Consider the following 12,135-nt stretch of genomic DNA (forward strand, 5'->3'; position numbering starts at 1 on the left):
GGCCGGGCATGAAACGAGCGCCGGCCAGGGTTGTAAAGGTTAAGCGCCGTAGCCAACGATTGCTTTGATTTCCAAGTACTCTGTGAGGGCGTGCGGCCCTCCTTCTCGACCGTTCCCAGACTGCTTATAGCCGCCGAACGGAGCCATCACGTCCCAATCCGGATAGTTTACAAACACCGAACCTGCCCGCAGTTGTTTCGCTACGGAGTTGGCCTTTGCTTTGTCGTTGGATTGCACGTATGCCGCCAGACCGTAGAGACCGGAGTTGGCGAACTCGATGGCCTGTTTCTCGGTATCGTAGGACGAGATCACCAGCACGGGGCCGAAAATTTCTTCACGAACAATCGCCATGTCTGAAGTTACGTCTGCAAAGACTGTCGGCTTAGCATAGAAGCCGACCTGCAGATGGTCAGGGCGACCCAGGCCGCCGGCGACCAGGCGGGCGCCTTCTTTTACACCAGATTCGATCAGCGTCTGGACTTTATCGAACTGCATGCGGCTGGCAAGCGGGCCGTACTGGGTTGCAGGGTCGCTTGGAAGACCAACCACGGCTTCATTCGCGACCTTAGCTGCGATCGTTAAGGCCCGTTCGTAGTGTTCAGCAGGAACGAGCATATGGGTAGGAGCGTCGCAGGATTGCCCGCTGTTGCTGAGGCATATGGCGACACCTGTGGAAACAGCCTGCTCCAAGTCTGCTTCGCGCAGAATGATGTTTGCAGATTTTCCGCCAAGCTCCTGGGTCACTCGCTTTACAGTGTCTGCAGCCGATTTGGCCACCTGAATGCCTGCGCGGGTGGAACCTGTGAAGGACACCATGTGAATATCCGGGTGGCGGGAAATGGCGTCTCCTACCGTTGGCCCATCGCCGTTTACCAGATTGAATACCCCTGCAGGGACGCCGGCCTGGTCAAGGATCTCGGCGAAGATGATGGCATCGAGAGGAGCAATCTCACTGGGCTTGAGCACGACAGTGCAACCGGCGGCGATCGCAGGGATTACTTTGCAGATGATTTGGTTGAGAGGCCAGTTCCACGGTGTAACCAGTCCCACCACCCCGATAGCCTCTTTAAGGATCTGCGTGGTGCCTAGCGATTCCTCGAATTTATACGTGCGGAGGATATCGATCATCGCTTCTACGTGAGCGATGCAAGTAAAGGTTTGTGCTTCGCGAGCAAACGTGATCGGCGCGCCCATTTCACGGCTGATGACCTGGGCAATGTCCTCACGACGCGCCTCCAAACCGCGTCGAATGCCATCCAGCAAGCTAATTCGCTGCTCGACAGTAGTCTTGGAGAACGTATCGAATGCTTCCGAAGCTGCTTGGACGGCGAGATCCACGTCTTCTTTTGTGCCCATCGCGATTTCGGCGAATGCTTCCTCTGTCGCGGGATCAATCACTGCGAGTAGCGAGGGGGTGGGCGACGCAGGTGCTACCCACTGCCCGCCGATGAAGAATGTCGAGTACTTCTGCATGTTGCTTAACTTCCATTCCTAGGTGGCGTTGTTGGGCTGCAGTCGATCGCAGCCCGCTGCGACGGGTCAGATCTCCTGACGTCCTATCGCTCTGTAAACCAGTGGCGAGGAGCGTTTTAGCCAGAGGGCATAGACGCAGCCGAACATCAGAGACCCGAAGAGAAATGCCAGTAAGATCATGGCTACGCTTTCGCTACCTGTGAGCAAACCGATGTTCTCGGTCGCTAACCAGGCGGTCGTTGATAGACCGACTAGTGCAAGCGCTGGAGCTACCTTGGTCTTCATCGCACTCACTCCTTTCGGGGTCTTGATGAAGAACACGATGACCGCGACCGAGGTCAGGATCTGGAGGATCAGCAGTGTATAACCGGCGATGCCGACGAGTGAGGCATAACCCGAGTAGGGCTCTACACCTGAATAAATGGCGGCGAGCAGACTGGCTACAGTAATGACAGCAACCATTCCCGAGGCGCGATATGGCGAATCATGAGATGGGTGCACCGTGCTCAGTGATTTGAACAAAACGCCGTCAACGCTTAGGGAGTAGATGTATCGAGCGAGGATGTTGTGGATCGCGAGTACGCAGGCGAAGATGCTGGTGCAGACCAGCGTGTGGACGATGCTGACCCCTACGTTCCCCAAGTAGGCCTCAACGACAGCCATGCCGGCATTGGATGGATCGTTGATCGACTTATCTAGAGCTGCTTCCGGCCCCCATCCCAAGATGAAACACAGGGTAGCTGAGGCGAACATCACCGACATGGCAATAATCGAAATGTAGGTGGCCCGGGGAATGGTGACTTCCGGGTTGCGGGCCTCCTCACGAAAGATAGCAGTGGCTTCGAAACCTGCGAAGCACGTAACACCGAAGAGTACTGCCAAGCCAATCGAGCCGGAGGTCAGTGCTTCCGGGGTCAGCCACGACATTGATAAGCCGTTGGCTCCTCCGTCTTGGAACACGGCGGCTTCCCAGACAAAGGTGATGATCACTTCGCAAACGAGGGCCAAGGACAAAAGCTTTGCGGAAAGCGATATGCGGAAGTGGCCGAGCACCGCCACGATGGCCGCAAACCCGAGCGACCACTGCCACCAAGGCAGCTTCTCCAGACCGATCCACGAGAGTGAGATGGTCGAGAACGTCACCCCGACATAGAGATATGCCCCAATCAGCATGAACGTGTAAGCCAAGATGGCCATGAAAGCACTGCCTAGACCTAGAGAACGACCCAGACCAGCAGTGATATACGCGTAATACGCTCCTGCATTGGGCACGTGCCGGGCCATCGTTGTGAAGCCGACGGCGAAGAGAAGCATCAAACAGCCCGCCGCCAAGTAAGTGAGGGGGGCGCCTAGACCGTTGCCCACGCCAATAATCACAGGGATCAACCCAATAATGATGGTCAGGGGGGCGTTGTAGGCCAGCACGGTGAACACGATATCGAACGTGCCGAGATTGCCGCGCAGGCGCTGCGCTGATTCGAGCTGTCGAGGGGCTGTCATGGTAAGCCCTGCAGGTTCTGAATAACTCATAGATTTTATCCCCGTCTATGCTGAGGTGCCGCCAAGGTAAGTTTGGACTTGATGCAAGTGCGGACGCCGTACCGCTGGGTCAGCCAGTCTGAGCATTCGTTTGCGTAAGTAAATTCAGCCGTAGAGGCTGCCTGGGCAGAAAGGGAAGGAGAGCATTGGAAGAGCAGCGCTCGACCTGCTGGGTCAGGCTGCTTGCAGAGCCTGTTTTTCTTATTTTCGATTCGCAGTGTTGGACGTCCCTGACCGACTCTTCGCGCACATCACAGCAGCCATGATTCGCCTCAGATTCTCCCGCATAGATGGGGTTTTCGGCTGGCACCACTGCGACACGTCCGATGATGTTGATCGTTGTCATTTTCATGCCTCTTATTTTTGTGAGCCGCAGGCAACGCTGGGCTGCCTTTAAATCTACGTCCACAAATATTTTTAGACAAGCGCTTTTTTGCTTGGTAGTTTGAAGAGGCGGTCAGGCAATCCTGAATCGTGGCATGTCAGACAGGATCCTGGCCAAAACGGTGCAATTTCACCGGTTTTCGCGCAATTTTGGCGCGCCTTGGAGAGGCCCTTTGTCACGGCCCGCATGGCGGTTCCGTAAAAGGTACCGAATTTTCGTCAAATACCGATGCAGCTCGGCGAGCTTCAGGGCGCAAATTGCTGATGTGTGTTGCCGATCTGGCAGTTGAAAAATCGAATAAAAAGGTGAGCGAAATGAGTGCAGTGAAGGGTGGCGGGTACGACTACATCATCGTAGGCGCCGGCTCGGCGGGTTGTGTTGTGGCGAACCGTCTAAGTGAAGATCCCAACGTCAAGGTGCTGGTCATCGAGGCGGGTGGGCCTGATCGGAAATGGGATTTCCGCATTCAAATGCCAGCTGCTCTTACGTATCCGCTGGTGGGGAAAACTTACAACTGGCAGTTCCTAACTGAGCCGGTGCCTGAGCTTCGCAACCGCCGCGTACCCTACTTCAGGGGGAAAGTGTTGGGCGGCTCATCGACCATCAACGGTATGGTCTACATCCGTGGTAACGCGATGGACTTCGATAACTGGGCTTCGGATCCAGAGCTCGCTCACTGGTCGTACGCTCACTGCCTTCCATATTTCAAAAAGTCTGAAACTTACGATCAGGGCGAAAGCGAGTATCGGGGTGGCTCTGGCCCACTTCATGTGACCAAGGGATTTGGCGCGAGCCCGCTTTATCAGGTGTTCCTTGAGGCGGCCCAGGAAGCAGGGCATGCTCACGTCAATGATCAGAACGCGTATCGCCAGGAAGGCTTCGGGCGTATGGATATGACCGTTCACAATGGGGTAAGGGAGAGTGCAGCTCGTGCGTATCTTCACCCAGCGATGAAGCGCCCGAACCTGACGGTTATCACAGGGGCGCTGGTGCGACGCGTGGTATTTGAAGGAGATAAAGCCGTTGGCATTGCTCTGCGCAGTGAAAATAACGAACAGGTGATTCGTTGTGATCGCGAGGTAATCTTGTCTGCGGGCGCCATCCAATCGCCTCAGTTGCTTATGCTGTCTGGCGTAGGGCCAGAGGACGAGCTCAAAAAACACGGCATTTCGGTGGTGTGCAATTTACCTGGTGTAGGCCGGAACCTCGGTGATCATATCGAATACATCGTGGCCTACGACTGTCTTAAGCCCGTGTCGTATTACAAGGAGTTGAAGCTACATAGGCAAGCGGCCATTGGTGCTGAGTGGCTTGCGAAGCACACTGGCTTGGGTGCTTCGAACTTCTTCGAGGCGGGGGGCTTCTTGCGCTCCACTCCCGATAAGCCTTGGCCGGATGTTCAGTGCCACTTTGTTGGGGTTGCTGCAGAGTACAGCGGGCGGATGGCTGCTGAAGGCCACAGCTACCAGGTGCACCTTGGCCCGCAACGGCCAATGAGCCGAGGATGGCTCAATCTTGCCTCCGCTAATCCTGAGGATGCGCCTCTGATTCAGCCCAACTGGTTGACCCATGAGCAGGATTGGATCGATTCAAGGAACGCCATTCGCTCGACCATCGAAATCATGGAGCAGGATGCCTTCAAACCGTATCGCGGGAAGATGCTGAAACCGCTCAAAACCGCGATGCATGACGAGGGCCTTAATGACTTCATCCGCGACCATGCAGAAAGTGGTTATCACTTCTGCGGTACCTGCAAGATGGGGAGCGGCAGTGATGCGGTTGTCGACGGGCAGCTTCGCGTTAAGGGGGTTCGCGGCTTGAGAGTGGTCGATGCGTCGGTGATGCCTGAGGTGACTAACGGCAATACCAATGCTCCAACCATCATGATCGCCGAAAAAGCCGCAGATATGATTCTGGGACGCCAACTCCCACCCTCCAATGCAAAATTTTATAAAGCAGAGCCCGAGCACGCTTGATTCAAAAGGGGGCCTAAGCCCCCTTATCTTAAGCGTCGACATCATCATGTACATACCCCGGTGGCCCTTCACATGGACGTGAAGCTCAGCGTCTTCTGGTGCTATCTACCAGATTGGTGAGGTCGCATCAGGGAGAGGCGCTTGATACTCTTGGATGACCTGATCAGTCATGGGCAGCATGCGTCTAAAGGTTGGCCAGGCTGGAGTCATGGTGCTCTTCCTGGCTGCATGACCTTCCGTGATCACAGAACAGACCAGGCTCGCACGATGATGGCGAGCTCGGAAGTGCGAGGTGGCGTGTGCAAAATTTAGATGCGGTGTGGCAGAAAGCTGAGCAAGTTTTTGGCGACAGGGCCAAAGCCTCAGCATGGCTGTCGACGCCTAGTCAGTTATTCGGTGGCGAGGCACCTATCGACTTCGTGAAAGACCAGGAAGGCTTGGAACGGGTGATCGAGGTGCTGACTCAGATCGAGCATGGGTTTGCTTGTTGAAAGCTCTGTTCACTGCAGGTGGGGAAGGACTGATCACCCGCCAATTTGGGGGCTACTTGGCTCAGGTCGAGTGCTTGGCACTGACTGCTGTTAGGACATACAGTAGTCCCCTAAGGCCGTCAGTTGGCGACAAGTTGGGGGATCATTATGAAGGTGTTCGTGAGCTCCGTGGTTGGAGGGTTTGAGCAGTACCGGGCTGCAGCTAGGAAGGCGATCACACTGCTGGGGCACACGCCAGTGATGTGCGAGGAATTCGGTGCACGTCCTTACTCTTCGCAGCATGCGTGCATGACTGAGATCGACCAAGCTGATGTCGTGGTACTGATCCTTGGCGCGAATTTCGGCTACGAAACTGTCACTGGTGAGTCAGTCACTCAACAGGAGTTTCGGCGAGCGAAGACGACCGGCAAGCCTATCCTGGCTTTTCTCCAAACAGTGGAGATGGAAGAGCGCCAGAGAGCGTTTTCTCGGGAAGTCTCCGACTACCTCGATGGCCTGTTCCGGCTGACATTCTCTGATCAGCATGAGCTATCAGACGGGATCGTTCAGGGCCTGAATCAACTCTCCGTGGATCGTAAGGCCATCTCGGAGCAGGAGTTCGTACAGCTCTTGCAGCAGAAAGATGGCAATGGCCGGCGGGTTGGCTATGACCACGAAGCTCGCCTGGAGGTAGCGTTCTTGCCTCAGCCTGAAACCCTCGGCACGTTGCGCGCCGCCCATGCTCAACACGATCCATTCTTCCTCAAGCTGTGCCAGGCTGGGCTTGGCTCGATCAAAGGCGGCTACAAGGACTTCGATAGCGCCTATCAGACGGGAATTGATACCCCGGATGTGAAGTGGCGGCACCATGAGAGTGGGTTGTGCTGGTTGTCTATTTCACTGGCCAACGCTTCGGCGTCGCGAGGCATCATGGACTCGTATTACCTATCGCCATCCAGGGTCAGAGCAGGTGCTGAAGCTGCATTCGGGTTGCTGTGCGATGGGAAGAGTGGGTGGTTCCAGATCAGCCTGACTGGGGTTGACCACAAGCTCTTGGCTGAGCCTCCGGCTTCATCTTCCAACAGCGTTTCGTTGCCGTTCCGATCTGAGCAGAAGCTGGAAGAGCGGAGCTTGTTGATTCCTGCCACGCCGGCGGCGTACCGCCATTGGTTGGACGAGGTGATGTTCAGGTTTGAGCGCAAAATGTCCATGTGAACGTTGATATGGGCCGGTGAATGGACACGGGCATATAAGGCAGGCCGTCTGGATTATTCATCGTGGGACGCGGGCGGTCGCGTCGATACCACCACCAAGCAGAGCTTCGCCGCTCACTACCCTGTAAACCTTTTTTTTGATGTGTAAACCGCGTTGGTTAATAGGTCAAAAATTTAGTTTACAGGCCGAGGTCGAGGGCGATTTGATGGAGAAGGAAGACCAACCGAATGCTCATTTTTCTTCGTCAGTACTGTGCATACCAGAGGTTGGGGCTATATCAATTATCAATGCCCCTCGGGGGCAGACGCCTGGGCAGGTCACACTCCGCCGAACTGACGCACCTGATGTCAGGCGCAGGTCGGGCATGGCTTTGGCTATCAATAGATGGCCGCAAGCATTGATGCAGGCTGACTACAGTTGCGACCAAAGCTTGAAGTCTATGGATTCGCTGGGCACACCGAAATCGATGAGGCACGCTGCTTTGCTCGGGTTCTCGTCGAGCGACCTAACCGCCACTGTCCAACGCGGGCGAGCCTGCAAGGCTTCAACGAGCGTCAGGAAATACGCCTCATCCACCTTGGAAAGGGAATGGCCGAGGACGACGACCTGAGTGATCGATTTCAGTCCTTCGAAGTAAGGCTTTTGCTGCTCGATGATCTTGGCGCTCGGTTTGAAAGTCTTCTCGAAATAGTCATCCAGAATGCCCATCGCCTCCGCAAACCGGGTATCAGTGTTCTCGTCCACCCCGTCTTGGAGCGACGAGCGATCAGCGACTGCCCGTGCATGACCAAGCACCAGATCAGAGCTTTCGTCTTCGCCCTCACCATGGATGTGCAGAATGTTCTCTGGAGCAATGTCGTACAGTTTCGTCAGCGTGCTGGTGTAGTTGAATGTCAGGTAGGCCGCATCCTTGTCCAGGGAGGTCAGCAGTAGGGGCACCTGATCGCGGTCAGGCATCGGGATGGATCTGATCCAGTTCGCAAAGTGTTGGTGCAACCCAGCCGACAAACCGGTCGCGACCTTCTCCACTTCGTACTGAAAGTCGTGATGGCCAGCATCGCTCCAATCCTCAGCCGAGTAGGGAACGAGGAAGCCCTCCAGTTCGGTGACAATGCCCTCGGTGTCCAGGTCGGCAAGCGAAAGTTCAAGCTCCGCCCAGTCGTCGTCGATGGCGATGTAGCTTTCGACCCAGTCGTACACCTCCCGATCCACCTGTTCCAAGTAGTTCTTGAATCGCCAATATTCGGTGGGAAGGCCATGGTGAAGATCAAAGCCGTTGCCAATGATGTAAAGGGTCTGACTGGTCATGAGGGTTCCTGATGCATGCGGACGTTGGCTTGTGCGGCGCCGTCTTTGTCGTGAAAAGGTCATTGATCGATTTTGGAAACCTGAGCCTTCAGAACTAGGTTCAAGGTCAATCTGCGCTTAGTGAGGGTTTTGAAGCGTCCCTCCCTGGGCGATTTCTCGGGTGCGGTACTGGAAGGTTTCCACATGCCCAACACAACGATTTCATCGTCCTTCTCAATGCCTTTGAGCCAGGCCGGATCTTTGGCCCAAATGCTCACCTCAAGGCCGACGCCATTTTCCGAGTCTTCAGGATCGCCCCGGAATTTGTTCATTTGCAGATTGATGACGTTCTTGGACTTGTCACCCCTGATTTCAGTCCTGACGCTGCTCACGGCGCCCTGAATCGCAATGGGGTGTTGTACGACGTTGTGCGACACCGCGTAATACGCCTCTGCGTGGCGCTCAGCCTCGAAATAGAACTGATTCCAGGCGACCTTCACATTGCCTTCAAACACCAGCTCCAGGTGCTGTTCGATGTCCTGGTCGTTGTCACAGAGCGCGCGAAGCTTGAGGGCTCGCTTGGCAGAGTTGATGTAGGCGGGAAGAAGGTTTGGGTTATGGGTGTAAGTCCGACCCGCTGTGGCCCGGGTGCCTCCATCGTCCGCGAAGTTACGGCCACCTGTTTCCAAGGCTTCTTTGATCATCACCAGCCGCATGCGGTATCGATTGTGCTGGATGCTCTCGATCAGATCTTCGGAGGTACTGGCAATGTCGTTAATTTCCTCGTCCACCCCGAAACGACAATTCGCGGCATGAGCACCTTTGGGATAGAGACGAAAATAACCTTGGACGAAAACAGATTTGTCATACATTTCCCGGGTGTACGGTGGGTTATGAGCGACTGGGGTGCCGCATTTGCATTGCAAAGGCTCAGCGCCGGTGCCCTTGGTGTAGGTATCTGCTTCCCAGCGATCACCGTTCTGGTCGAAGGCGTGATCCATCTTGATACCCATAAAACTCCCTTATCTCAACGTTGGTTCAAATCATCCTATCGAGCATGAAACCCGCTTGGCCGCCTTGGCGACGACGTGATAACGAGGTCACGACGATGTGGTGACGTCTTTGTGCCAGGCGATACGGCTGAGCTTTGGTGCCACGGGCAGCTCTAGCGAGGCTGCCTGGCTATGGGCCACCAGTGTACTGATCGGGGAGGGGGCTGCAAACCTACTCAGATACAGCCGCTACTCATCTTCATAGAGTCGTGTCGGGGGCGTGTAGTTGAGGCGGGTGGGCTGTAGTGCGGGATGATCTTGGGCTGTTGATGGAATGTGATGACCGTGGCTTTGGTCGATCGAAGGCCCAGTGACATGCTGCCATGAGCTTTGGATATGAGATTTGCGAGGGATATGCGGCTTGCAAGGGATATGAGGTTTGCGAGCGGCCTGGGGCTTTGACCTGATCTCCACACGCGAGGCCCTAGAGCGGATACAGGTCAATCAGTCGGATATCCTGGCCAGGCACACCCGCTCACCCGCTCACCCGCTGGTGGATCCGCGATTGCTCCAGATGGAAAGTCCACCTGAAAGCCAGCCGGAATTGACCAAAGTATTGTGCCCAGGTTAGCGGTCGGTCATGCAGCCTCCAGTGCGCGATCCATAGCGCTCGACAAAGCCTCCTCACGCTCAATGTAGTCTTCTTTGGTGAGCTTCCCTTTCTTGAAGTCCTCCAAAAGCCGTTTCCTACGCTTTTCGAAGCTCTCGTATGCCCTTGCCATATCGACATTTCGAATGATCTGCTCGTATTTGGATTTCTTTCTGAAGGCTGCGTCAACGTAATCCAGCAAGCTTTCCAATGTCGCGTGTCCGGTTTTGGCCATGGCGCGTTCTGCCAACATCTTGTTGGTCATCAGCGTTTGCCTAAACGAATTGGGGCTGAGTGCCTCGGTCTCGGCAATTAGCTGGGCGACGATGTGCGTACAATAGGCGTGTCTGAAGAGATGCGCGCATGCCTGCTCCTCAATACCCGCTGCACGGCGAATATTCGAGAACTCCGTCGTGATGGTGTCGATCCCAAGAGGCCGACCACCTCGCTCAGTGACAAACAGGAAGTCGTGATCCGGAATTCCTTTGAAGCGTTTCATGATCGAGCGCCGATCAATACGGATGTAGTCCATCAGCTCGTCGATCAATAGCGGGCTGAGCTCAAGCTCCCGTGTCACACCTGTTCTTCCCTTCTTCAGGGTCTGGACATGAACCACCGGCATCTTGGCCTTGCTGGCTGCAATCACCTGAGACACTGTAATCGGCTGGACTTCGGCCCGACGGGCGCCCATCTCTTCAAACAATGAGATCATCACATGCCGGCGGCGGCAGAGAAATTCTGATGTGGACATCTCGTCAATAGTGTTCCTGAGCTTTTCGACCGTGGCTTCACCGATAGGGCTACGACTCTTTCTCGCACCCGGCGTCCTGAATGACCTATGGTGAACGCTTGAGTGTTTATAACTTTTACCATTCCGATAACTTGTCGAGTCCACCATTTCAACCGCAATGGTTCCTCCGACGCCCACAAAATTGTGAATACCGTGCATTTCTCCTACGTGGGCAAGAAAGCTCAAACATCTACGTCCGATATCTGTGATAGTTCGCTCATTCCGCTTGCGCTTGGCGGGATTGTTTTTCCAAGTTTCCTTGCGAAGGCCGTATATGAAATGGCAAAAATCGTCGTCAGATAGCGCGATGAAGTTCAAGCGATTGTAGTAGCAGAATCTGATTAAATGACTCAACTGGCCAGCGTACTGTCCAAACGTGCCTCCTTTGGTTCCTGACCTCGACGGGCCATGCCCCCCACGGCCAGACTGCATGCGTAACTGGATCATATAGGCATTGGCTTGTAGGCAAGGCGAACCGTCGGGCCAGGACATGAACGAAATCATGTTGCCGTTCACGGTCTGTAGCGTGTCATTCGACATATAGTCATAAAGCCTCAGCTTAGGGATGGGCGTGAACAGCTGAGACGATTCCGGGTAGTTAACGATTCGTTTTGCCATTGGGCACCACCTGCAAATGCTTATGCATGGATAGAATTGTCACATCGTCGAATGGGGCGGGATTAATGCTCAAAATCTTTATTATTCGATCGATGGCTTTCTGAGTTTTAGACTGGCGCAGGCCCGCGTTGGTCATACTTAAGAGACTAATCAGGTCTCTGCGATTAACCTCCAACGCCTGTACCAACACCATATTGACAGCGTGAAGAGAAGCGACAGACTCTTCGAGATCAGCAATCTGATCCTCCAAGCCGTTGAGTGATCGCTTCTTTGGTTCTGCCTGTTTATCATTGACGCCGAGGATAGCCTGTTGAGCATGCACCCTCAGCTTGTCCAAGAGTGCAAAATCCCGATCAGGCCCATTGTCGGAAAGCCTCTTTTTGAGGGTATTCAAACTGATAGGCTGGATACGCAACGGCTTACCCTGAATCTCCGACTCCATGTCCAGGGTGCACAGGTTGCCCTGGCTTTTGAGCGCTTCAATAATTCGCTCGTTGCCAACGTAGCTGGCGGGCGTGCGGGCTATTTCGTAAAGAAGGGCAAAAATACCTTCGATGGATCGGTCGATTAGCTCGCGTTTGCTCAATGTAGTCATTTCTTTCTCCCCGACACATCTACTAGGTACAGCGGTGCCGTAATCTGCTTATCTCACCAGTCTTGTCCCTGGCTGGCTGGTCATGTCAACAGTAGGGCGGATTACTGATTGTCTCGATAACTGTTCCGCCCAACTGTTGACCCTCC

The 12,135-nt window shown here is 54.7% G+C and carries 10 protein-coding genes; 3 read left to right on the top strand and 7 right to left on the bottom strand.

Annotated features, from left to right (window positions below; all coding sequences use genetic code 11):
• Positions 1 to 39 precede the first annotated feature (39 nt).
• From LOY31_RS09390 to LOY31_RS09400, 3 genes are all read right to left on the bottom strand, one after another.
• On the bottom strand, positions 40 to 1,473 hold the full coding sequence (locus tag LOY31_RS09390) for an aldehyde dehydrogenase family protein (RefSeq protein WP_042571921.1): 1,434 nt from the start codon (positions 1,471 to 1,473) through the stop codon (positions 40 to 42).
• Between the two features lie 66 nt (positions 1,474 to 1,539).
• Positions 1,540 to 3,003: an APC family permease gene (locus tag LOY31_RS09395; protein ID WP_231621434.1), complete on the bottom strand. Its 1,464-nt coding sequence runs from the start codon at positions 3,001 to 3,003 to the stop codon at positions 1,540 to 1,542.
• Positions 3,004 to 3,082: 79 nt separating this feature from the next.
• The gene (locus tag LOY31_RS09400; RefSeq protein WP_156149812.1) at positions 3,083 to 3,358 is read right to left on the bottom strand and encodes a hypothetical protein; all 276 of its coding nucleotides are present in this window, start codon (positions 3,356 to 3,358) and stop codon (positions 3,083 to 3,085) included.
• Between the two features lie 353 nt (positions 3,359 to 3,711).
• Between LOY31_RS09400 and LOY31_RS09405 the strand changes: the two genes are divergently transcribed.
• From LOY31_RS09405 to LOY31_RS09415, 3 genes are all read left to right on the top strand, one after another.
• A complete protein-coding gene (locus LOY31_RS09405; protein ID WP_042571919.1) occupies positions 3,712 to 5,373 on the top strand; it encodes a choline dehydrogenase in 1,662 nt (553 codons plus the stop codon).
• A gap of 299 nt (positions 5,374 to 5,672) precedes the next feature.
• Complete coding sequence (locus tag LOY31_RS09410; protein WP_258713137.1) at positions 5,673 to 5,864, top strand: MbcA/ParS/Xre antitoxin family protein; 192 nt, start codon at positions 5,673 to 5,675, stop codon at positions 5,862 to 5,864.
• Between the two features lie 147 nt (positions 5,865 to 6,011).
• Positions 6,012 to 7,058 carry a DUF4062 domain-containing protein gene (locus tag LOY31_RS09415; RefSeq protein ID WP_258713138.1) on the top strand — a complete coding sequence of 349 codons (1,047 nt, stop codon included), beginning with the start codon at positions 6,012 to 6,014 and terminating at the stop codon, positions 7,056 to 7,058.
• 411 nt (positions 7,059 to 7,469) lie between these two features.
• On the opposite strand, the gene LOY31_RS09420 is transcribed toward LOY31_RS09415, so the two are convergent.
• The 4 genes from LOY31_RS09420 to LOY31_RS09435 all read right to left on the bottom strand — a co-directional run bounded on the left by LOY31_RS09420 (position 7,470) and on the right by LOY31_RS09435 (position 11,989).
• A complete protein-coding gene (locus LOY31_RS09420; RefSeq protein WP_042571917.1) occupies positions 7,470 to 8,366 on the bottom strand; it encodes a bacteriophage abortive infection AbiH family protein in 897 nt (298 codons plus the stop codon).
• A gap of 59 nt (positions 8,367 to 8,425) precedes the next feature.
• Positions 8,426 to 9,358, bottom strand: coding sequence for a hypothetical protein (locus LOY31_RS09425; RefSeq protein ID WP_052489904.1), 933 nt, complete (start codon positions 9,356 to 9,358; stop codon positions 8,426 to 8,428).
• Positions 9,359 to 9,975: 617 nt separating this feature from the next.
• The gene (locus LOY31_RS09430; protein WP_042571916.1) at positions 9,976 to 11,394 is read right to left on the bottom strand and encodes a site-specific integrase; all 1,419 of its coding nucleotides are present in this window, start codon (positions 11,392 to 11,394) and stop codon (positions 9,976 to 9,978) included.
• Positions 11,375 to 11,989: a hypothetical protein gene (locus tag LOY31_RS09435; RefSeq protein WP_042571915.1), complete on the bottom strand. Its 615-nt coding sequence runs from the start codon at positions 11,987 to 11,989 to the stop codon at positions 11,375 to 11,377. Before LOY31_RS09435 ends, LOY31_RS09430 begins: the two co-directional genes overlap by 20 nt.
• Positions 11,990 to 12,135 lie beyond the last annotated feature (146 nt).

It is taken from the genome of Pseudomonas sp. B21-021 (assembly GCF_024749205.1).
Lineage (GTDB): Bacteria > Pseudomonadota > Gammaproteobacteria > Pseudomonadales > Pseudomonadaceae > Aquipseudomonas > Aquipseudomonas paraglycinae.

Coding starts and splice junctions, on each gene's coding strand:
- LOY31_RS09390 (WP_042571921.1), bottom strand. CDS start 1,473: ATGCAGAAGTACTCGACATTCTTCATCGGCGGGCAGTGGGTAGCACCT.
- LOY31_RS09395 (WP_231621434.1), bottom strand. CDS start 3,003: ATGAGTTATTCAGAACCTGCAGGGCTTACCATGACAGCCCCTCGACAG.
- LOY31_RS09400 (WP_156149812.1), bottom strand. CDS start 3,358: ATGACAACGATCAACATCATCGGACGTGTCGCAGTGGTGCCAGCCGAA.
- LOY31_RS09405 (WP_042571919.1), top strand. CDS start 3,712: ATGAGTGCAGTGAAGGGTGGCGGGTACGACTACATCATCGTAGGCGCC.
- LOY31_RS09415 (WP_258713138.1), top strand. CDS start 6,012: ATGAAGGTGTTCGTGAGCTCCGTGGTTGGAGGGTTTGAGCAGTACCGG.
- LOY31_RS09420 (WP_042571917.1), bottom strand. CDS start 8,366: ATGACCAGTCAGACCCTTTACATCATTGGCAACGGCTTTGATCTTCAC.
- LOY31_RS09425 (WP_052489904.1), bottom strand. CDS start 9,358: ATGGGTATCAAGATGGATCACGCCTTCGACCAGAACGGTGATCGCTGG.
- LOY31_RS09430 (WP_042571916.1), bottom strand. CDS start 11,394: ATGGCAAAACGAATCGTTAACTACCCGGAATCGTCTCAGCTGTTCACG.
- LOY31_RS09435 (WP_042571915.1), bottom strand. CDS start 11,989: ATGACTACATTGAGCAAACGCGAGCTAATCGACCGATCCATCGAAGGT.